Below are 21,212 nucleotides of genomic sequence, written 5' to 3'. Positions count from 1 at the left end.
ATATAATAGAGGGAAAAGTTCATCTTCCCTCTCGATTATGCAGTTTGATTAAAATTCAAGCACTTTTCTTGCTGTTTCAAGAACGTCTTTATGGTTTGGAAGCCATACGCTCTCCGCTTGAGAGAAAGGAAATACTGTATCTGGCGCTGCAACGCGAAGTACAGGTGCTTCCAAGCTCAGGATCGCACGGTCATTAATTTCTGCAACTACGTTTGCAGCAATACCGGCTTGTTTTTGTGCCTCTTGAACGACAATCGCGCGTCCTGTTTTTTCTACAGAAGCGATAATTGTATCGATATCAAGTGGGCTTACTGTACGAAGGTCGACAACTTCAGCAGAAATGCCGTCTTTTTCAAGCTCCTCAGCAGCTTTTAATGATTCATGAACCATTGCGCCGTAAGTGATGATTGAAAGATCAGTACCTTCACGTTTCACGTCAGCTTTTCCAAGCTCAATTGTGTATTCTTCTTCAGGAACTTCCTGACGGAAAGAACGGTAAAGCTTCATATGCTCTAAGAAGACAACAGGATCATTGTCTCTGATCGCAGAAATTAAAAGTCCTTTGGCATCGTAAGGAGTTGATGGAATAACAACTTTGATACCAGGCTGTTGTGCAACAAGACCTTCCAAGCTGTCAGCGTGAAGTTCAGGAGTATGAACACCGCCGCCGAATGGAGAACGAATTGTTACAGGTGAAGTCCAGCGTCCGCCAGAACGGTAGCGCATACGAGCCATTTGGCCAGAAACTGAATCCATTACTTCATAAACAAATCCGAAGAATTGGATTTCCATTACCGGACGGAAGCCGTTTAAGCCTAAACCAAGGGCAAGACCGCCGATACCAGATTCAGCAAGTGGCGTGTCAAACACACGGTCTTCACCGAATTCTTTTTGCAATCCTTCTGTCGCACGGAATACGCCGCCGTTTACACCAACGTCTTCTCCGAAAACTAAGACATTTTCGTCATTTTTCAGTTCTGTGCGTAACGCATCCGTGATTGCTTGAATCATTGTCATTTGCGCCATGGCTTACTTCGACTCCTTCTGTGTATAAATTTCAAATTGCTCCTCAAGGTTGTGAGGCATTTTTTCGTACATGATTTTCATTAAATCAGTTACTTTTTGCTTCGGTTCAGCATCAGCTTTTTTGATCGCTTGCTTAATTTCTTCTTTCGCATCCTCAATTACTTTTGCTTCTTCTTCTTCAGACCATAAGCCTTTGTTTTCAAGGAACGCACGGAAACGTACAAGCGGATCTTTTTGTTCCCACTCATTTTCGATTTCTTTTGTACGATATTTAGTAGGATCGTCACCAGCCATTGTGTGCGGGCCATAACGGAATGTAAGTGTTTCAATTAGTGTTGGACCTTCGCCGTTGATTGCGCGCTCGCGTGCTTCAGCAGTTGCTGCGTATACAGCAAGCGGATCCATTCCGTCTACTTGTACGCCGACAATACCGGCAGCTACAGCTTTTTGTGCAATTGTTTCAGCTGCAGATTGTTTTTCAACAGGAGTTGAAATCGCGTAACGGTTGTTTTGCACCACGAAGATTGCAGGTGCTTTATAAGCTCCAGCAAAGTTAATTCCTTCGTAGAAGTCCCCTTGAGAAGCTCCGCCATCACCAGTGTAAGTGATTGCGACAGCTTTCTTACCGCGTTTTTTAAGACCTAGCGCAACACCGGCAGTTTGAATGTATTGAGCACCGATAATGATTTGTGGAGAAAGGGCATTCACATCATCAGGCATTTGGTTTCCTCTGAAATGTCCGCGAGAGAAAAGAAACGCTTGATATAATGGAAGGCCGTGCCAAATTAACTGAGGCACATCACGGTATCCAGGAAGAACAAAGTCTTCTTTTTCAAGCGCGAAATGCGTTGCAATCTGAGAAGCTTCTTGACCCGCAGTAGGAGCGTAAAATCCGAGACGTCCTTGACGGTTTAATGAGATAGAGCGTTGGTCAAGCACACGCGTAAATACCATGCGGCGCATTAGCTCTTTTAATTGATCATCAGTTAAATCAGGCATCGCCGCTTCATTCACGACTTCTCCCTTTTCATTTAAAATTTGGAACGTTTCGAACTGCTTTTTAATGGCATCAAATTGCTTCTTACTGTCAACGATAGCTTTTTTCGTTTTTGCAGCCATACTAAGTCACCTCTTCCTTTCTTTTAAACAGTCATTAGACGTGCATTCCTTTTATACATACAAACTTAGGGTACCCTAAAGTATCAGCAGTAAGTCGTATTATATTTTAGCCGATCCCCAGTTTGCCAAAACCTTTTATGTAGGATAGTTACACTCTGCTTTGAACTGTATTATTTCGAAGTTGTAAAAAACTAATACAACACCGCTTAACATGGATTAGTTTACACCAAATAAAGAAGAACCGTCAATCGTTTTCATCGCTGATTTTCAATAAATGTATTCGCTTTACATTTTCAGCAAAAAAACAGATGCCAACCGCACCCAAAACTGTACTAGTATACCTTACTATACTGTACTACAATAGAAATGAAAATTTTGAACGAAATCTGTATCGCATTTCATTCAAAAAAAGAGCTGATCGAGTCAGCTCTTTTTCACACGATAGCCTGCAGCATCATATAAATCTTCCCGGGCTTTATTATATTTTTCGGTTTGTTCATTAAATTCTCCGCTATATTTAAGGATCTTTTCATAAGAAGCATTGACTTTATCGATCTGCTGATCCAGATCATCTCTTGTCAAGTCTTTGTCTTTCAGCTGCATATACAGTTTTTTATTAAGCTCAAGCGCTTTTTTATACTCTTTATACATGTTGCCATATGATGTATATCTTTTCTCCATATGGTTTGCTGCGGCATCGGCCTTTTCTTTTATGTCTTTTTCCTTAATATGTTCCGCTGACGTTTTTGCTTCCTCAAATTCTGTTTCCGATTTTTTCATGCTGTCATTTTCAAGCTTTAGGTGTTCTTCGCGCTTGCTGACATTTTCAAGCGCCTTATTAGATAAAGCAACAATTTTTTTATAATCATCCATATTGAGCTTCATAACACTATCGTAAAGCTGATTTTCTTTGGCCTCTAATTCTTTGAGTGTGTTTTGTTCTTCTTGAAACGGCTTTTCCGATTCCGCGGCTTTTTCTAATGAATGATGAAGTGAATCAACCGGGTCCTGTCCCATGCATCCTGTTAATATCAGTGCCATGGCACAAAAAGCTCCGATCTTGATTCCAGGCCGCCGTTTTATAGCGTCTTTCACGTTAAATCCCCCAATCTTGACAATTTCTACTATAGAATCCATGGGGACATTTGGCAATAGCCGTGCTGTATAAATGCAATACTGAAATTAAATCAAAAAAGTGAAAAATCAGGACAGATGACCATACAACTTTTTTGTTTTTACATAGGTTATATTAGACGCTATGCCTACTTATAAAGGCTCTGGCGTAATTAAAAGAGGAGGTTATGTAATATGTATGGATATGGTTACGGCGGAGGCTGCTGCAGTTATGGTGGTTACGGATATGGTGGCTGCGGATATGGCTACGGCCGCACCTTTGCGCTAATCGTTGTTTTATTCATTCTGTTAATCATTGTCGGAGCTGCTTATTTAGGCGGAGGCTGTTGCTAACCACACAGCATGAAATTGACCAGCCATATACGGCTGGTCATTCGTTTCGTTGCACCTTTGTGAAGAAATCCGATATAATTTACATATTAAGCTTTAGGAGTGAAGTTTCTTGATTACTATGGAAAACATCGTACGTGACGGCCATCCAGCCCTCAGAGAGACTGCCGAACCTGTTGAGCTGCCTCCAACTGATGCAGAAAAACAGCAGCTGGCCGACATGATCGAATTTGTTAAAAACAGCCAAAATCCGGAATTAGCCGAAAAATACAAGCTGCGCCCTGGCGTAGGACTCGCAGCTCCTCAAATTAATATCAAAAAACGAATGATCGCCGTTCATGCGGAAGATGCTTCCGGTAAACTATACAGCTATGCTCTGTTTAATCCTAAGATCGTCAGCCATTCAGTTGAAAAAAGCTACTTAACAAGCGGCGAGGGCTGCCTCTCTGTAGATGAAGCGATTCCCGGTTATGTTCCCCGCTATGCTCGCATCAGAGTAAAAGGAACAACACTAGAAGGCGAAAATATTGATATTCGTTTAAAAGGATTTCCGGCTATTGTGTTTCAGCATGAGATCGATCATTTGAACGGCGTTATGTTCTATGATCATATTGACAAGGAAAATCCTTTCAAAGAACCTGAAAATGCAATCGCAATTGAGCGCTAAAAGAAAAAACGGCTGGCACAATGCCAGCCGTTTCTTTATTTTAAAAGGCCCAATTCTTTGACAGCGTATGCAATTCCATCCTCGTCCACCGGTTTTGTTACAAAGTCCGCAATTTCTTTCAGTTCGGGAACAGCATTTCCCATAGCAACGCCTGTCCCAACATATTTAATCATTTGCAGATCATTTAATCCGTCGCCGAAAGCATATGTATCGCCGATATCAAATGGAAGACGCTCAATCACTTTTTTGATTCCTTCTGCCTTCGAACCTCCGTGCGGCAGAACATCAGTCGATAGCTCATGCCAGCGAACTAGATCAAACTCAGGAAAAGCGGCATAAGCTTTTTCTTCTTCATCCTGACAAAATAAAAGAAGCTGAAAAATTTCTTTTCCTTCATAAAAAAGGTCATCAGTCTCTGGGTAATCGGTTTTAAGGCTGCCGATTCCCTCGAGAACATGAGGGTGATCCGCAACAGTCGCTTTCATCGTGTCCTCAGCCATAAACACAACAGGATGCTTGCCCTTATCCGCCTGCTTTAATAATCGCCTGATTGCATCTTCAGGCAGCGGATTTTTATAAATCACTTGATTTTCAAAGACAACATACTGTCCATTGTAGGAAATAAATGAGTGGATGCCCAGCTCCTCTAAAATCGGCTTAACCAAAAATGGAGACCGGCCGCTGGCAATAAACACATGATGCCCTTGGCGCTGCAGCTCCGCCACGGTTTTTCTCGTACTTTCCGGTATATTCTTATCATGATCATATATTGTGCCGTCAATATCAAAAAAGATTAATTTTGAATCCATCGCAACTTCCCCTTTATCGTCTTGGTCTGCAATTCCCACCCTCATCATACAAAAAGATTGTCATTCAGCAAACAATTTCGTTCAAAAATCATATTAAATTCCATTAATAACCACGAAAAGTCTTCCTCAATCTCCGTATACTATTTGTATAAAAGAACTCTGGGACAAATTTTTCATAAAGGAGGGACTGGCTAATGCTGCGTAAATTAAGAAAGAAACTCAGAAGACAATGGAACGGAATGCTCCGCAAGAAAGCAATTGCCTGACAAGGGATCTTTCACTTTTTGAGAGATCCTATTTTGCTCAAGGCTTTCCTTATATTCCGTTTTCGAATATAATAGAATGAGCGAGTCTAACATACGGCATTTAAGGAGAGATTTGGAATGATTTATAAGGTATTTTATCAAAAGAAGGCTGACGAAGTACCTGTTCGGGAAAAGACAGATTCACTTTATATTGAAGGCGTATCTGAGCGTGACGTCAGAACAAAGCTGAAAGAAAAGAAATTTAATATTGAGTTTATTACACCTGTTGATGGTGCATTCTTAGAATATGAACAACAGAGCGAAAATTTTAAAGTATTGGAGTTATGAGCGGTATGAAATTTGTAAAAAATGATCAGACTGCTGTTTTCGCCCTCGGAGGTTTGGGCGAAATCGGTAAAAATACGTACGCGGTGCAATTCCAGGATGAAATTGTACTGATTGATGCGGGGATCAAGTTTCCCGAGGACGAACTGCTCGGAATTGACTACGTCATCCCTGATTATACGTATTTAGTCAAAAACGAAGATAAAATTAAAGGGCTTTTTATCACCCACGGGCACGAAGACCACATCGGCGGTATACCATACCTGCTCAGACAAGTGAATATTCCTGTATACGGCGGAAAACTCGCGATCGGCTTACTTCGGAATAAACTTGAAGAGCATGGATTATTGAGACAGACGAAACTGAACATTATCGGCGAGGATGATATTGTAAAGTTCCGCAAAACGGCTGTGTCATTCTTCAGAACAACACACAGTATTCCGGATTCCTACGGCATTGTTGTAAAAACGCCGCCCGGAAACATCGTACATACTGGGGATTTCAAATTCGACTTTACTCCAGTCGGCGAGCCGGCAAACTTAACGAAAATGGCCGAAATCGGTAAAGAAGGGGTTTTGTGCCTTCTTTCAGACAGCACAAACAGTGAAAATCCGGAGTTTACCATGTCTGAGCGCCGTGTAGGAGAAAGCATTCATGACATTTTCCGCAAGGTGGACGGCCGAATTATCTTCGCTACATTTGCGTCGAATATTCACCGCTTGCAGCAGGTAATTGAGGCTGCTGTACAAAATGGAAGAAAAGTTGCCGTTTTTGGACGCAGTATGGAATCGGCTATCGAAATTGGACAGACACTCGGTTATATTAACTGTCCTAAAAATACGTTTATTGAGCATAACGAAATCAATCGTATGCCTGCTAATAAAGTAACAATTTTATGTACAGGAAGCCAAGGGGAACCAATGGCGGCGTTATCAAGAATTGCAAACGGCACACACCGCCAAATTTCAATCAATCCTGGGGATACAGTCGTATTTTCTTCATCACCTATCCCAGGCAACACAATCAGCGTGAGTCGAACAATCAACCAGCTGTATCGTGCGGGTGCTGAGGTTATTCACGGCCCTCTTAACGATATCCATACATCCGGTCACGGCGGACAGGAAGAACAGAAGCTGATGCTTCGTTTAATCAAGCCTAAATTCTTCATGCCGATTCACGGTGAGTACAGAATGCAAAAGATGCATGTCAAGCTTGCAACAGATTGCGGCATCCCAGAGGAAAACTGCTTTATCATGGATAATGGCGAAGTATTAGCGCTTAAAGGCGATGAGGCTTCAGTTGCAGGAAAAATCCCGTCCGGTTCGGTGTACATTGACGGAAGCGGTATCGGTGATATTGGCAATATCGTACTTCGTGATCGCAGAATTCTCTCTGAAGAAGGACTTGTCATCGTTGTAGTCAGCATTGACATGGACGACTTCAAGATTTCAGCGGGTCCTGATTTGATTTCCAGAGGATTTGTGTACATGAGAGAATCTGGCGACTTGATCAACGACGCTCAAGAGCTCATTTCAAATCACTTACAAAAAGTAATGGAACGAAAAACGACTCAATGGTCTGAAATCAAAAACGAGATTACAGACACTCTTGCACCTTTCTTGTACGAAAAAACAAAGCGCCGTCCAATGATCCTGCCGATCATTATGGAGGTTTAAAAAAAGAGGCACTCCCTAAGGGAGTGCCTTCTTTTATTGCAGTGATATGTGTTGAAATGATTTTACATCGAATAATCCCGTTGTCGTCATTTTAATATCAGGAATGACAGGCAACGCTAAAAACGACAATGTCAAAAATGGATTAAATCCGCCTGTGAAACCGATTAACGACAATTTATCATGAAGCGTCAGCAAGCTTTGATTCACTTGCTCTGCAGATTGGTCGGATAATAACCCTGCAATCGGCAGCGGTACTGAATGGAGCTCTTCCCCATTTTTTATAATCGTTAATCCTCCGCCAATTTCCTGCAGCTTATTAACTGCCCCCGCGATATCCTCATCATTTGTTCCGACGGCAATAATATTATGGGAGTCGTGTGAAATGGTTGTTGCAATCGCTCCGCTCTTGAATCCAAATCCTTTCACAACACCAAGTCCGGTTTCTTTTAATCCTTTATGCCGCTCTACAACTGCTATCTTTAACAAATCAAGCTCAGTGTCTGGCTCAAAGTAGCGGGCATCAGGAGCCGGAATTTGTACTAATCGTGTTTCAAGCTGATTTGGTATGATTTGCATGACATTGATCTGCTGCTCTGAATCGATTGGCATATGAAAATCCTGTTTGTTAAGAGGAGCAGCAAGCTTAACAGAATCAAGCAGTGCCGGTTCTGGTGCTGCAGTTGAAGCATGATCCTGATAGACCGCTTTGCTGTCTTCAGCAACAGTCTGCCCTTTTACCATCGTCATTGTGACAGTGACATTTTCCAGATCAGATACAAAGAGCAAATCAGCGTCAAAACCCGGGGCAATCGCTCCCTTTGTATCTAATCCGTAGCATTCGGCTGCATTGAGGCTTCCTAATTGATAGGCTAAAAATGGATCAAGTCCAGCTTGAATCGCCATTTTCACCTGATGATTTACACTTCCCTCTGACAATAAATCATCCACATGCTTATCATCCGTACAGAAAAAGAAACGGCGTGCGTTCTTTTCATTTACCGCCGGCAGCACATTGAGCGTGTTTTTGGCGACTGATCCTTCACGCATCATGACATACATGCCCCTTCTGATACGATCAAGGGCTTCTTCCTTCGATGTTACTTCATGGTCGTTTAAGACAAATGCGGTTCTGTAAATGTTAATGAGGTCTGTTGATAAACCAGCTAAATGACCGTCTATCCGTTTTCCTGCAACACGGGCATCGAGCAGTTTCTGAACCATGTCTTCTTCAGCCTGCTGAACCGACACATAATCCATAACTTCAGCCAGCCCTAATACTTCTTCTTCTTCATAAAAAGGCTTGAGATCGGCAGCTTTGAGAATTGCGCCTGATCGCTCAAAACTTGCGGCAGGCACACTGGAAGGAAGCATAAAATGGATATTCAGCGGTGTATGCCGAGCTTGTTCAATCATAAACACAATCCCTTTTTCACCAGACACATTCGCGATCTCATGCGGATCTGTAACAACCGTCGTCACGCCATGCGGCAACACTGCTTTAGCGAACTCAATCGGTGTAACCATTGATGACTCAATATGTACATGTCCATCAATAAAACCCGGAACAATCATTTGTCCCTCTGCATCAATGATATTTTCGCCTTCATACTCACCGAGGCCTACAATAAGTCCATCTGTAATCGCAATATCTTCATATATCCATTCTTGATTATATACGTCCATGATTTTTCCGTTTTTAATGACGATATCAGCTTTTTGTCTTTGGGCTGAAGCATTCAGCCTATTGACTAGCGCTTCTTTATTCAAATAGGCCCCTCCTCTTTTTTATTATATGGTACAATATGCTATCGGAACGCCTGTGCTTAGTCAATGAAATTTTAAGAAATTGACGCTCAGTTCATTAAAGTTGTTATATTCTGATAATATGAAAAACCGCCCTTTGAGGACGGCTTATTTGCCTGCTATTTTGTATGAAGAACTCTTTTTTCGAAACGGGAGATGTCTGTAACTGATCCAATAACAATGAGTATATCTTCTTGGTGGATGACTTCGGTTGCAAGCGGTGATACGATGACTTCCTTGCCCCTTTTTATGGCTACGATGTTAATACCGTATTTTGCGCGAATATCTAAATCGAGAAGCGTATTTCCAGCCAGGCGGCTGTTAGCTACGATTTCAACAAGACTATGCTCTTCAGACAGCTCCAAATAGTCAAGTACATTGTTGGACACGATATTATGCGCAATTCGTTTTGCCATATCGCGTTCCGGGTGGACGATGTGATCCGCACCAATTTTAGACAGCACTTTTTCGTGATAATCGTTCTGCGCTTTAACTGTAATCGTATGGACGCCAAGTTCTTTCAGAATGAGTGTCGTTAAAATACTCGCTTGAATATTTTCCCCGATTGCTACAATAACGTGGTCAAAATTTCGCAGGCCTAAATTTTTCAGGACAGATTCGTCTGTCGAATCACCGATAACTGCGTGAGATGCAATCTTGGCATACTCGTTGACTTTATCTTCATCGATATCCATTGCCATAACCTCGACGCCTTCTTCGCTTAATGCTTTGCAAATACTGCCACCAAAACGGCCCAGCCCAATTACCGCAAATTCTTTTTTCATCGTGGTGCTCCTTTATATGACATGATATTGATCAAATTTTATCATATTCTTTTGTTACAGTGTTATCCTTTTGGCAGCGAATTCATATGCCGCTTGAGCTTTTCAGTAAACTCAGGCGACAAATACAGCTCCGCTCCGCGTTCGATTTCAATCTGATAGTGCTGAGGCGGGGCAATTTCCGCTTCTTTTTGGAGGACGAGAAAGGTTAAACAGTCTTTGTAGTGCCTTCCGCCAGCTTCAACGTCTACAAATGCCGGCCGATACGTAAGAGATTCGACGCCCTCCCTTTTATATAGATAGGAGAGAGCAGAATAAGGGATACGGTATAAAACGCCTTCTGTTGTTCCTCCGTCTTCCAACATGTCCGCTCTTGAACCGTCTTCCCTTTTTAGCGTGAAGCGGGTTGTGTATCCTTTTAAAACAGCTCTTCCTACTCGATCTTGAAAATAGTGATCGACTCCCGCTTTTTGAAAGCGGGCATTATCCATGCATGATCCATAGGCAAAATAATAAATGGGATTTTTCGATTTGCTGATCATCTGATGTTCTTTCCAGTCGCCGCTGCTTATTTTCGTAAAACCGGCACACCCGTCTTTGTTCATAAAATAAATAAGCGCAATTTTAATCCCGACATCCGTTTCTACAAACACCGTTTGTTTATGATATCCTTGAAAAAATTGATCGAGCTTATGTATACACAATTCATCTGCTTCATATACTTCGCCGTATATATAGCCTTCACCATTTAAAACAGCTGTGGGCTCCCCTTTTGCAGCAAACAAACTTCCCTTTGTTCTCGCCTGCTCATTGATACATGCCGATTGTGCCAGCAAATGATGGTTTTTTTCATGCTTTCTTAATGTCCCGTATACAAACAGAAGCGAGTTCACTTTATTTTTCTCCTCTCAGCTGTCTGATTTTAAAGGCAAAACCACTTGAAAGACGCTGCCTTTTCCAGCTTCACTTTCGATTTTCAATTCCCCGTCATGTTCCTTCAGGATTCTCAAACAAATGGGAAGTCCCAGTCCAGTGCCCTTTTCTTTTGTTGAATAAAAAGGTTTGCCAATCTGCTTCAGCTTTTCCTGCGGCATGCCGTTTCCTTCATCCTTTACGCTTATCACTGCATGAGAGGCGGTTTTAGCAGTTGAAATGGTTACGACACCGCCCTTTGGCATTGCCTCAATTCCGTTTTTAATGATGTTGATAAAGACCTGCTTCAGCTGATTTTCGTCTCCATTAATCATACAGCCATCTGTCTCTTTGAAATTTTTCTCTATGACGATATTGGACAGAATGGCATTGGTATCAAGCAATGTCGTGACTTGTTTCAAGATCTCATTAAGCTGGTGTGTTTTAAATGTGATTGCCTGCGGTTTTGCAAGCAGCAGCAGCTCGCTGAGCACTAAATCGATTCTTTTAATCTCTGAAAAGATGATGTCAAAATAGTCTTTTCTGTCCGGATATTGTGTTTTCATAATCTGGAGGAAACCGCTGACAGATGTTAAAGGGTTTCTGACCTCATGAGCAATACCTGCGGCAAGTTCACTTGTGATTGATAGTTTCTGGGATTCCCTCGCCAGCCGTTCATTAATCTCAATGAGCTCATCTTCAGCCTCTTTCCGCTCAGTGATATCTGACATTGTACCCAGGCTGCCTGTAAATTGGTCATCCCGGTCATAGTAAAGTTTATAATGAACTTCTCCCCAAAAAATCGTGCCGTTTTTTGTCACGTATTTTGCCGTAAACATGCCAGAAGACGCTTTGTTTTGAATTTGGGTGTTAATGTGGTCGGCTACGTGCTTTTCTTTTATGAAGTAATCGTTATACATTGTTCCCATACATTCACTGATTGAAAAGCCGGTTATTGATGCCCACGCTTGGTTTAAATATGTAATTTCGCCTTTTGCATTCGTTTGAAATACGATTTCCTGCAAATTATCCATGATGCGGTTTTTTTCTTCTGAAAGCTGTTTATACTTCCATTCGTTATCCTTCATTTTTTTAACCAGCTGCTGTTTCTCATCAATATAATAAGCCAGCATCCAGACACTTACCAGCGTGACTGCAGTATACACAATATCAACAGGCCAATTAATCGGATTTTTGCCTATATAATAAAATAAATAATCCCAAAACATTATAAAAATCATTGCCAAAATGATGGAAATGATACGAGCTTGATATTTTCTCATATGACCACCTGCCGCTTGTGTTTCTCTACTTATTGTACCATTCTTCGACAAATAATTGAGTAAAATATGTAAAGTATCCCAAATCATTCATTACCAAATATCTTGATGTCTTACCTTAGGCGGCGGTAATCAAAAATTGGCACGCAAAAAAGGCGGAGATGATATCGCTCCGCCTTTTTTAGCATGATTTTATTCTTTTAAAGCGGCTTGAATTTCTTCGAGAAGCAGCTGTGCCCCCTCAGGGCTTAGCGTAATTTTACCGTTGCCGTATTCTTTATTTTCTGAAGTGATTTCTCCAGTCATTAAACAAACGCCATGAGGTTTGTACTTTTTCAAGATAATTTTATCTCCGTCAACAAAAAACTCAATGCTGTCTTTTATGGCAATATCCAATGCCCGTCTCAACTCAATCGGCATGACAATGCGGCCTAATTCATCTACTTTTCTCACAACACCTATTGATTTCATAAAAACCCTTCTTCCTTTAAATGTTTCTTTTCTCATGTAATGTTTTAAGGATGTACCTCAATATATCGTAGACGAATGAAACTTTGAAAAAGTTTCCCGCTTTCTATAAGAATTACAAGATATTTTTTCCATAAAACCGAAAAATGTATTACTTCTGTTACACAGTTCCTTGATTTTTTACAAAAACATTTCTTTACCGACGCACACCCCCAAAAATCGCAGTATTTCTGAGAAACTTTAAATGTAGAATCATATTAAATTAGGATAGAGATTGGGTGAAAACATGTTTCAATCAACTGAAATCGGGATTGACTTAGGAACAGCTAATATACTTGTTTACAGCAAAAATAAAGGGATTATCCTAAATGAACCATCTGTTGTCGCAGTGGATACGACGACAAAATCAGTGCTTGCAATCGGAGCTGACGCGAAAAACATGATCGGTAAAACACCGGGAAAAATTGTCGCTGTCAGACCGATGAAAGATGGCGTGATCGCAGACTATGATATGACAACTGATCTGCTAAAGCACATTATGAAAAAAGCCGCAAAAAGCATCGGCATGTCGTTCAGAAAACCGAACGTAGTCGTTTGCACACCGTCAGGCTCAACAGCAGTAGAACGCCGCGCCATCAGTGACGCAGTGAAAAATTGCGGCGCGAAAAACGTTCATTTAATCGAAGAGCCAGTCGCAGCTGCCATCGGAGCGGATTTACCGGTTGATGAGCCGGTTGCCAATGTGGTAGTAGATATCGGCGGAGGGACGACAGAGGTCGCTATTATTTCCTTCGGTGGCGTTGTTTCCTGCCATTCTATCAGGATCGGCGGAGACCAGCTTGATGAGGATATCGTTTCTTTCGTCCGTAAAAAATACAATTTGCTGATCGGCGAACGCACAGCTGAGCAGGTAAAAATGGAAATTGGCCATGCTCTGATTGAACATATACCAGAGGCAATGGAAATTCGGGGACGCGACCTCGTGACAGGTCTTCCAAAAACCATTATGCTTCAATCCAACGAAATTCAAGATGCAATGCGTGAATCCCTTCTGCATATCCTTGAAGCCATCAGAGCGACACTTGAGGACTGCCCGCCTGAATTGAGCGGAGATATTGTTGATCGCGGCGTTATTTTAACAGGCGGCGGCGCGCTACTTAATGGAATTAAAGAATGGCTCACAGAAGAGATTGTCGTGCCTGTACACGTGGCGCAAAACCCGCTTGAATCTGTAGCAATCGGCACGGGCCGTTCTTTAGAAGTGATTGATAAGCTGCAAAAGGCAATTAAATAGTCTTTACCCGCAAAATTCTCACACGCGGCAAATTTCTTGCTTCTTTTTTCCTCACTTCCTTCATATTGTGGGAAATGGAGAAACGTTAAGGAGGAAACAGATGCTAAGAGATTTAGGAAGAAGAGTAGCGATCGCAGCCATTTTAAGCGGAATTATTCTTGGAGGCATGAGCATTTCTTTGGCAAATATGCCCCATTCGCCTGCAGGCGGCACTGTAAAACTGAATCATCCATAATATTGAAAAACCCAAGACGTGTCGTTTTGGGTTTTTCACTTTGGGCTCCTTCTTTCCTTTATAGGATCATATTTGATATGATGAGAAAAAAGCTTGGAGGAATGATTCATGGATTCATTTTCACAGAAATTAAATACATATGCACAGCTGGCGGTAGAAGTCGGCGTTAATGTCCAAAAAGGCCAGTATGTAGTCGTCAATGCTTCAACAGACGTCCGGGATTTTGTTCGTTTAATTGTAAAACACGCATATGAAAAGGGCGCAAAAAACGTCTCCGTGAATTGGCAGGATGACGAAGTCGCCAAATTAAAATACGAACTAGCGCCGTTTGAAGCATTTGAAGAATATCCTGAATGGGAAGCAAAAGGCAGAGAAGAGCTTGCAAAAAATGGAGCTGCTTTCATTTCTGTTGTGTCGTCAAACCCAGACTTGCTAAAAGGTATAGATTCCAAACGGATTGCGGCATTCCAAAAAGCAGCAGGCAAAGCATTACATACATACAGACAATATATTCAATCAGACAAAGTCAGCTGGACTGTCGTAGGTGCGGCATCAGCAGGCTGGGCTCACAAGGTGTTTCCTGGCAAATCAGAGGAGGAAGCGATCCACCTTCTGTGGGAAGAAATTTTTAAAGCGACGCGCGTAAATGAAGACAACCCGGTTCAGGCGTGGATCAATCATGACCAAAATCTTCATGAAAAAGTTGACCATTTGAACGAGAGACATTACGCTGCCTTACATTATCAAGCTGAAGGAACTGATTTAACAATTAAGCTGCCTAGGAAGCATGTTTGGGCAGGTGCGGGAAGTGTGAATGAAAGCGGCCATGAGTTTATGGCCAATATGCCGACAGAAGAAGTGTTCACGCTGCCGCAAAAAGACGGGGTTGACGGAGTGGTATCAAGCACAAAACCATTAAGCTACGGCGGAAATATTATTGAAAATTTCACCCTGACGTTTGAAAATGGCCGTATAGTCGACATTAAAGCTGAAAAAGGTGAGGATATTTTAAAAGAACTGGTGGAAACAGATGAAGGTTCTCACTATTTAGGTGAAGTGGCACTTGTTCCTTACGATTCGCCTATATCACAATCAAACATTCTTTTCTATAACACGCTGTTTGATGAAAACGCGTCAAATCATTTGGCGATCGGAAGCGCCTATGCCTTTAATATTGAAGGCGGAAAGCAGATGTCTCGTGAAGAGCTTGTCAAAGAAGGCCTAAATGAAAGCATTACACACGTGGACTTTATGATCGGTTCTAAGGATATGAATATTGACGGAATTACGGCAGACGGGAAAAGAGAGCCTATCTTCAGAAACGGAAATTGGGCTTTTTAAGTAAATAAAAGGAGGCTTTTTCGCCTCCTTTTTTTATTTTTCTGCTTCATACATTTGCAGATTCGCATAAACGGTTTCTAATACTGGTGCTGCGAGAGATAAACGTTTTGCTTTTTCAAGCAAAAATCCATGCAGGTGGTCGCCTTCTGTCGTTTTGCCGTTTTCCATATCCCGAAGCATGGAGGACTTCATATGGTAAGACATGCTGGTCATCGTACGAAAGCTCTCTTCCTCAAGAGCCGGATCAGCCGGAACACCTTCTTTTCGTAAAACAGCGCAAATTTCCCCAATAAGAGTTTGAGCCGTGTGACGTCCGGCTTCTGTGGCGAGGATTGGGCCAAGCGGTCGTTGAAATAACGTTGTGATCCCCGCTTGCGCTGCAATAAAGAGATACTTTTTCCAAATGTCCTTCTCGATATGCCCGCTAATGATGACTTCAGCCTTCACACCTGAAAATGCCTCTTCAAGCGCTCTTATTCGCTCCGTACGCTCGCCGTTCCATTCTCCAAATACAAAACGATGTGATGCGCTCGTATGATGAATTTCTCCTTTGTTGTCTAAAGCACTTTCTATAAAACACAGGCCGCCCAGCACCTGTTCTTTTGAAAATGCCGCAAATAGCTGCTCATAGTGGCGGTACCCGTTTAAGAAAGGGATAATGACAGATTCCTGATGGATAAATGGTTTAACATCCTCTATCACTTGACCAAGTGAGTATGCTTTAGAAGCAATGATAACGACATCAAATTGCCCTGTTTCTCCAGCACTGATTAGTTCGGGCTGAAATGATACATTCCCTTTTTCACTATGGATGACAAGCCCGGTTTCTTTCAGCTGCTCAGCTCTTTTTTGGCGCACGAGAAATGTCACATCATTTCCTTTCTCTGCAAGCCGTCCGCCAATATACCCGCCTACTCCACCTGCTCCGACAACTAAAAATTTCATATTGTGATCTCCTTTCATATTTAGGTATCAAAAAAAGCAGAGAAATCTCTGCTTTTTTATTCCGCGTATAGTTCAGTCAATTTTTTCTGCACATCAGCATTTTCAAGGAACTCGTCATAGCTCATTTGCTTATCGACGATGCCGTTAGGTGTAATTTCTATAATTCTGTTGGCAATGGTCTGCACAAACTGATGGTCATGGGAAGTAAACAGCATAGCGCCTTTAAAGCTGATTAAGCCGTTATTGAGCGCTGTAATGGACTCTAGGTCTAAATGGTTGGTCGGCTCATCCAAAATTAAAATATTGGCGCCAGAAAGCATCGCTTTCGACAGCATACAGCGGACCTTTTCTCCCCCGGAGAGTACGTTTGCTTTTTTGTGGACTTCCTCTCCGGAGAACAGCATGCGTCCTAAGAAACCGCGTAAAAAGCTCTCACTTTGGTCGTGTGGAGAATATTGGCGAAGCCAGTCTACAAGGTTCAGATCACTGCCTTCGAAATATTCGCTGTTGTCTTTTGGAAAATACGCCTGAGATGTGGTAACACCCCATTTAAACGTTCCGCTGTCAGCTTCCATTTCCCCGGAAATGATTTTAAACAGCGTAGTAACAGCAAGTTCGTTTCGGCCAGTGAAAGCAATTTTATCTTCTCGATTCATAATAAAGCTGACATTGTCAAGCACCTTTACGCCATCGATTGTTTTTGTTAAGCCTTCCACGCGAAGAACATCATTTCCGATTTCCCGTTCCGGCGTGAAGTTAACATAAGGATAGCGGCGGGAAGACGGTTTAATATCATCCAGCGTGATTTTTTCGAGAAGTTTCTTTCTTGATGTAGCCTGCTTAGATTTAGACGCATTGGCGCTGAATCTAGCGACAAACTCTTGAAGCTGTTTAATCTGCTCTTCTTTTTTCTTGTTCGCTTCTTGAGAAAGCTTTAACGCCAGTTGGCTTGACTCGTACCAGAAATCATAGTTTCCGACATAGATTTGAATTTTGTTAAAATCAAGGTCGGCAATGTGCGTACATACTTTATTTAAGAAGTGACGGTCATGGGATACGACAATAACTGTGTTTTCAAAGTTAATCAGAAACTCTTCAAGCCACTGGATTGCCTGAAGGTCCAGGTGGTTCGTCGGCTCATCGAGCAGCAGAACATCCGGCTTGCCGAATAATGCCTGTGCCAAGAGAACTTTTACCTTCTCCGAACCGCCGAGGTCTGCCATCTTTTTTGTGTGCAGATCTTCTGAGATACCAAGACCTTTTAACAGGATCGCAGCTTCACTTTCCGCTTCCCAACCGTTCAGTTCCGCAAATTCACCTTCTAGCTCAGCAGCACGAATCCCATCCTCATCTGAGAAATCAGGCTTCATGTAAATAGCGTCTTTCTCCTGCATGACTTCATACAGGCGTTTGTGGCCCATAATGACCACTTTCAGCACTTCATACTCTTCGTACTCAAAATGGTTCTGCTTCAAGACGGCAAGACGCTCGCCAGGACTCATATGCACGTCGCCTGTCTGAGGCTCGATTTCGCCTGACAGCACCTTTAGAAACGTTGATTTACCGGCACCGTTTGCACCAATTAACCCATAGCAGTTGCCTGGGGTAAATTTAATATTAACATCTTCAAATAACTTGCGATCCGCAAACCGCAAGCTTACATTATTTACAGCAATCATTTATTATCCTCCATCATGTCTATCATCAATAAAAGTATACCATGAATGCAGGGCAAGAGAAATGATTCCCTGATAAAACAGAGAGAAAACACTTGTACACCCAAACCAGCCAGCTGTGTTAAAATTAAAGAGAGAGAATGCATCCGCCTGGAAAATTACACACTCTCATGGAGGAACACGTTGAGGCTTTTAACACTTACTGAATATTGCTTACTGATCTTTTTTACGGGCTTTTACCTTGCCGTAACAGGCTTTACCGCCAAAGATATCGGCTTATATATAGGCATAGCCCTTATTTACATATTTTCGCACATTTTTTCTAAACGGCTTTTAGAAAAGCGCGGAAAAGAGAACAAACAGGTTCACCTTTTCTTCAGTGTGCTAGCTATTATCGGTTCAGTGTTCATCACGGTTTTATGCATTGCATTAGTCGCTTCTTTTTCAAAATAAAAACGCCTGCTGTCCAAAGGCCAGCAAGGCGTTTTTATTTTGTTTGACGCATTTCGTTAAACGGGAAAAAGACAAACTTCGATGTGCCGACAATTCGATCTTCCGCGATCAGTCCCAGCCCGTTTCGGCTGTCCATAGAATTTAGCCGGTTATCTCCCATGACAAAGTATTTGCCTTTCGGAACCTTAACCGGTCCAAAGTCTCCTGTCAGACTGACACCAAGTTTTTCTGCTTCCTTCTTGTTTTTAGACAAGTAAGGCTCGGCTACTTTTTTACCGTTTATATAAAGCGTGTCATCCTTCATTTGAACGGTTTCTCCAGGCTTTCCGATCAATCTTTTTACATAATGGATTTTAGAAGTTTCACCGTTGATAATAACGATATCTCCGCGCTTCAGCTCGCCGATATAGTTGACTGTTTTATTCACAAACAGCCTTTCTCCGTCATGTAATGTGGGATACATAGATGAACCTTCAACTAAATACGGTTCAAACAAAAAGTGACGGATCAGGAGAGCCAGCAGAACAGCGATGACAATCGCTTTACCCCATTCCAGGTACGTATTGGTTTTTTTCTTCGCCGTTTTCTCAGTATTCGTATTTTTTTCCTCGGTCAAAGTGTTTCCTCCTAGACAATTGCTATGTCAGTTGTTTCTCTTCTTTTACTTTATCATAAAAAAGAATAAAATACATAACTTAACCGCGCTCCCTGCCGGCCGGATAAGAAAAAGCGTCCTTTCGAACCAAGGACGCTTTTTTTCTTATTTTTCTGTAACAGGTTTTTTGACGATACCGAGGATAATTGCCATCACGACAGCACCGATCACGATACTTAAAAGGTAAAGCATCGGATGGTTTGTAATGAAAGCTACGAATACTCCTCCATGAGGGGCTGGAAGCGTTACACGGAAGAATTCAGTTAATCCGCCGGCAACAGCTGCACCGACTACAGCAGCTGGTATGACGCGAAGCGGATCAGCCGCAGCAAATGGGATCGCTCCCTCTGTTACGAAAGCAGCTCCCATGAAATAGCATGTAATACCAGCTTCACGGTCACGCTGAGTGAATTTGTTTCTGAAAATGGTTGTTGCAAGTGCGATACCAAGCGGAGGAACCATACCGCCGGCCATGATTGCTGCATGAGGCGCATAGTTGCCTGCATCGATCATGGCGATACCGAACGTAAAGGCTGCTTTATTAAGCGGGCCGCCCATATCGATCGCCATCATGCCGCCCAAGATAATACCCATTAACACAAGGTTTCCAGTACCAAGGCTTTCAAGCCAGTTTGTTAAGAAATTCATAAATGCCGCTACAGGTGTATTGACGACAAATTGCATTAATACGCCAGTGATAAAAATACCGAACAGCGGGTAAATCAAAACAGGTTTTAATCCATCAAGTGACTGAGGGATAAACGTAAATACTTTCTTCAGTAAAATCACGACATAACCGGCAAGGAATCCGGCAATTAAGCCGCCTAAGAATCCAGCATTCGCTTGAGTTGCCATAAATCCGCCGACCATACCAGGCGCAAAACCAGGACGATCTGCAATACTCATCGCAATGAAACCGGCCAGAACTGCAACAATCAGTTTTAATGCATTGTCGCCGCCGATAAAGTTTAATGCTGCTGCAAACGTGTTGTAGCTAGGATCATTCGGATCAGCAGAGTGAATTCCCCAGAAGAATGAAATCGCAACGAGAATACCGCCGCCGACTACGAACGGAAGCATGTTGCTGACACCGCTCATCAGGTGCTTATAAAACGCGTTTCCGATACCGCTTCCAGACTTGCCTTTCGCTTCTTCATCGTCGTTTGAAGCTGCTGAACCGCCGCCGCTGCCTTGATAAATCGGCGCATCTTGATTCATCGCTTTTTCGATAAGCTCTTGCGGACGTCTGATACCCGCCGTTACAGGAACTTGAAGTACTCGCTTGCCTTTAAAACGTTCCATTTCAACCTGCTTGTCCGCTGCGACAATGATTGCAGGTGCATCTTCGATTTCTTGGGCAGTGAGCTTGTGCTTAATGCCGCTTGACCCATTTGTTTCGACCTTAATTTCCACACCAAGCTCTTTCGCTTTTTCTTTAAGGGCATCCGCAGCCATGAATGTATGGGCAATACCTGTCGGGCATGCAGTAACCGCTAAAATTTTTCCTTTTCCGGCAGGTGCTGGTGCCGCTTCTTCTTCTTCCTCTTCCTCTTCGTCATCATCTTTATCGTGCTGATTAATAATGTCGATGATGGCATCTTCAGACTCAGCTTCAAGGAGCTGCTTACGGATTTCTTCACGCATTAACAGCGTTGAAAGTCTTGACAATGCTTCAAGGTGAGTGTTGTTTGCGCCTTCAGTCGCCGCGATCATGAACACTAAGTGAGCCGGCTGGCCGTCTAATGATTCATAATCGACGCCGTCTTTTGAACGTCCAAACGCGATCGCCGGGTTGATAACGCTTGCCGTTTTCGCATGGGGGATAGCGATTCCTTCACCGATACCCGTGGAGCTTTGGCTTTCGCGATTTAAAATGGCTTCTTTATAGGCTTGTCGGTCATTTAACTTTCCAGCCTTATCAAGAACAGTGACCATTTCGTCAATAACATTTTCTTTTTCTTTGCTCTCAATATTAAGCTTTATCGTATGCTTCGTTAAAAGCTCAGTTATTTTCACT

General features: G+C 42.5%; 21 protein-coding genes. 8 read left to right on the top strand and 13 right to left on the bottom strand.

Features of this window, described 5'->3' with window-relative positions:
• Nucleotides 1–48 precede the first annotated feature (48 nt).
• The 3 genes from pdhB to CW370_RS03140 all read right to left on the bottom strand — a co-directional run bounded on the left by pdhB (nucleotide 49) and on the right by CW370_RS03140 (nucleotide 3,240).
• Nucleotides 49–1,026 carry a pyruvate dehydrogenase complex E1 component subunit beta gene (gene pdhB, locus CW370_RS03150; protein ID WP_014113660.1) on the bottom strand — a complete coding sequence of 326 codons (978 nt, stop codon included), beginning with the start codon at nucleotides 1,024–1,026 and terminating at the stop codon, nucleotides 49–51.
• A gap of 3 nt (nucleotides 1,027–1,029) precedes the next feature.
• Nucleotides 1,030–2,145, bottom strand: a complete 1,116-nt coding sequence (gene pdhA / locus CW370_RS03145; RefSeq protein ID WP_003222294.1) for a pyruvate dehydrogenase (acetyl-transferring) E1 component subunit alpha — start codon at nucleotides 2,143–2,145, stop codon at nucleotides 1,030–1,032.
• 423 nt (nucleotides 2,146–2,568) lie between these two features.
• The gene (locus CW370_RS03140) at nucleotides 2,569–3,240 is read right to left on the bottom strand and encodes a YkyA family protein (protein ID WP_101169479.1); all 672 of its coding nucleotides are present in this window, start codon (nucleotides 3,238–3,240) and stop codon (nucleotides 2,569–2,571) included.
• Between the two features lie 213 nt (nucleotides 3,241–3,453).
• On the opposite strand from CW370_RS03140, the gene CW370_RS03135 reads away from it, so the two are divergent.
• Together CW370_RS03135 and def are read left to right on the top strand one after the other, a co-directional pair.
• Nucleotides 3,454–3,612, top strand: a complete 159-nt coding sequence (locus tag CW370_RS03135; RefSeq protein WP_003232317.1) for a YjcZ family sporulation protein — start codon at nucleotides 3,454–3,456, stop codon at nucleotides 3,610–3,612.
• Between the two features lie 109 nt (nucleotides 3,613–3,721).
• Nucleotides 3,722–4,276 carry a peptide deformylase gene (gene def, locus CW370_RS03130; RefSeq protein ID WP_003245474.1) on the top strand — a complete coding sequence of 185 codons (555 nt, stop codon included), beginning with the start codon at nucleotides 3,722–3,724 and terminating at the stop codon, nucleotides 4,274–4,276.
• 35 nt (nucleotides 4,277–4,311) lie between these two features.
• Here the strand turns inward: def and CW370_RS03125 are convergent, their stop codons facing one another.
• Nucleotides 4,312–5,085 (bottom strand): Cof-type HAD-IIB family hydrolase, encoded by a 774-nt coding sequence (locus CW370_RS03125; RefSeq protein ID WP_024572110.1) that lies wholly within the window; start codon nucleotides 5,083–5,085, stop codon nucleotides 4,312–4,314.
• A gap of 383 nt (nucleotides 5,086–5,468) precedes the next feature.
• On the opposite strand from CW370_RS03125, the gene rnpZA reads away from it, so the two are divergent.
• Together rnpZA and rnjA are read left to right on the top strand one after the other, a co-directional pair.
• Nucleotides 5,469–5,678 carry an RNA polymerase subunit omega 1 gene (gene rnpZA / locus CW370_RS03120; protein WP_024572111.1) on the top strand — a complete coding sequence of 70 codons (210 nt, stop codon included), beginning with the start codon at nucleotides 5,469–5,471 and terminating at the stop codon, nucleotides 5,676–5,678.
• A 5-nt stretch (nucleotides 5,679–5,683) separates the two neighbouring features.
• Nucleotides 5,684–7,351 (top strand): ribonuclease J1, encoded by a 1,668-nt coding sequence (rnjA, locus tag CW370_RS03115; RefSeq protein ID WP_003245660.1) that lies wholly within the window; start codon nucleotides 5,684–5,686, stop codon nucleotides 7,349–7,351.
• A 33-nt stretch (nucleotides 7,352–7,384) separates the two neighbouring features.
• On the opposite strand, the gene ade is transcribed toward rnjA, so the two are convergent.
• The 5 genes from ade to abhA form a co-directional block, all read right to left on the bottom strand.
• Nucleotides 7,385–9,118 carry an adenine deaminase gene (gene ade, locus CW370_RS03110; RefSeq protein ID WP_024572112.1) on the bottom strand — a complete coding sequence of 578 codons (1,734 nt, stop codon included), beginning with the start codon at nucleotides 9,116–9,118 and terminating at the stop codon, nucleotides 7,385–7,387.
• A gap of 155 nt (nucleotides 9,119–9,273) precedes the next feature.
• Nucleotides 9,274–9,939: a Ktr system potassium transporter KtrC gene (ktrC, locus tag CW370_RS03105; RefSeq protein ID WP_003222311.1), complete on the bottom strand. Its 666-nt coding sequence runs from the start codon at nucleotides 9,937–9,939 to the stop codon at nucleotides 9,274–9,276.
• A gap of 62 nt (nucleotides 9,940–10,001) precedes the next feature.
• A complete protein-coding gene (locus tag CW370_RS03100; RefSeq protein WP_024572113.1) occupies nucleotides 10,002–10,829 on the bottom strand; it encodes a gamma-glutamylcyclotransferase in 828 nt (275 codons plus the stop codon).
• A 15-nt stretch (nucleotides 10,830–10,844) separates the two neighbouring features.
• Nucleotides 10,845–12,131 carry a two-component sensor histidine kinase KinC gene (gene kinC, locus CW370_RS03095; RefSeq protein WP_024572114.1) on the bottom strand — a complete coding sequence of 429 codons (1,287 nt, stop codon included), beginning with the start codon at nucleotides 12,129–12,131 and terminating at the stop codon, nucleotides 10,845–10,847.
• Between the two features lie 189 nt (nucleotides 12,132–12,320).
• Nucleotides 12,321–12,599, bottom strand: a complete 279-nt coding sequence (gene abhA / locus CW370_RS03090) for a transcriptional regulator AbhA (protein WP_003244728.1) — start codon at nucleotides 12,597–12,599, stop codon at nucleotides 12,321–12,323.
• A 283-nt stretch (nucleotides 12,600–12,882) separates the two neighbouring features.
• Here abhA and mreBH point away from each other — a divergent pair, with 283 nt between their 5' ends.
• The 3 genes from mreBH to CW370_RS03075 all read left to right on the top strand — a co-directional run bounded on the left by mreBH (nucleotide 12,883) and on the right by CW370_RS03075 (nucleotide 15,466).
• On the top strand, nucleotides 12,883–13,890 hold the full coding sequence (gene mreBH / locus CW370_RS03085; RefSeq protein ID WP_024572115.1) for a cell shape-determining protein MreBH: 1,008 nt from the start codon (nucleotides 12,883–12,885) through the stop codon (nucleotides 13,888–13,890).
• Nucleotides 13,891–13,990: 100 nt separating this feature from the next.
• A complete protein-coding gene (locus CW370_RS03080; RefSeq protein WP_003238865.1) occupies nucleotides 13,991–14,125 on the top strand; it encodes a protein YkpC in 135 nt (44 codons plus the stop codon).
• A gap of 108 nt (nucleotides 14,126–14,233) precedes the next feature.
• A complete protein-coding gene (locus CW370_RS03075) occupies nucleotides 14,234–15,466 on the top strand; it encodes an aminopeptidase (protein WP_024572116.1) in 1,233 nt (410 codons plus the stop codon).
• Between the two features lie 33 nt (nucleotides 15,467–15,499).
• Here the strand turns inward: CW370_RS03075 and CW370_RS03070 are convergent, their stop codons facing one another.
• On the bottom strand, nucleotides 15,500–16,411 hold the full coding sequence (locus CW370_RS03070; RefSeq protein ID WP_101169478.1) for a ketopantoate reductase family protein: 912 nt from the start codon (nucleotides 16,409–16,411) through the stop codon (nucleotides 15,500–15,502).
• A gap of 56 nt (nucleotides 16,412–16,467) precedes the next feature.
• Nucleotides 16,468–18,090: an ABC-F family ATP-binding cassette domain-containing protein gene (locus CW370_RS03065; protein ID WP_003232344.1), complete on the bottom strand. Its 1,623-nt coding sequence runs from the start codon at nucleotides 18,088–18,090 to the stop codon at nucleotides 16,468–16,470.
• Between the two features lie 180 nt (nucleotides 18,091–18,270).
• Here CW370_RS03065 and CW370_RS03060 point away from each other — a divergent pair, with 180 nt between their 5' ends.
• Complete coding sequence (locus tag CW370_RS03060; RefSeq protein WP_003232345.1) at nucleotides 18,271–18,540, top strand: hypothetical protein; 270 nt, start codon at nucleotides 18,271–18,273, stop codon at nucleotides 18,538–18,540.
• Nucleotides 18,541–18,574: 34 nt separating this feature from the next.
• On the opposite strand, the gene sipT is transcribed toward CW370_RS03060, so the two are convergent.
• Nucleotides 18,575–19,156, bottom strand: a complete 582-nt coding sequence (sipT, locus tag CW370_RS03055) for a signal peptidase I sipT (RefSeq protein WP_003232348.1) — start codon at nucleotides 19,154–19,156, stop codon at nucleotides 18,575–18,577.
• A 144-nt stretch (nucleotides 19,157–19,300) separates the two neighbouring features.
• Complete coding sequence (locus CW370_RS03050; RefSeq protein WP_029946206.1) at nucleotides 19,301–21,211, bottom strand: PTS fructose transporter subunit IIABC; 1,911 nt, start codon at nucleotides 21,209–21,211, stop codon at nucleotides 19,301–19,303.
• Nucleotide 21,212 lies beyond the last annotated feature (1 nt).

Origin of the sequence: Bacillus sp. SN32 (assembly GCF_002837495.1) — a bacterium.
GTDB lineage: Bacteria > Bacillota > Bacilli > Bacillales > Bacillaceae > Bacillus > Bacillus subtilis.
This window is presented reverse-complemented; position numbering and strand designations above follow the sequence as displayed.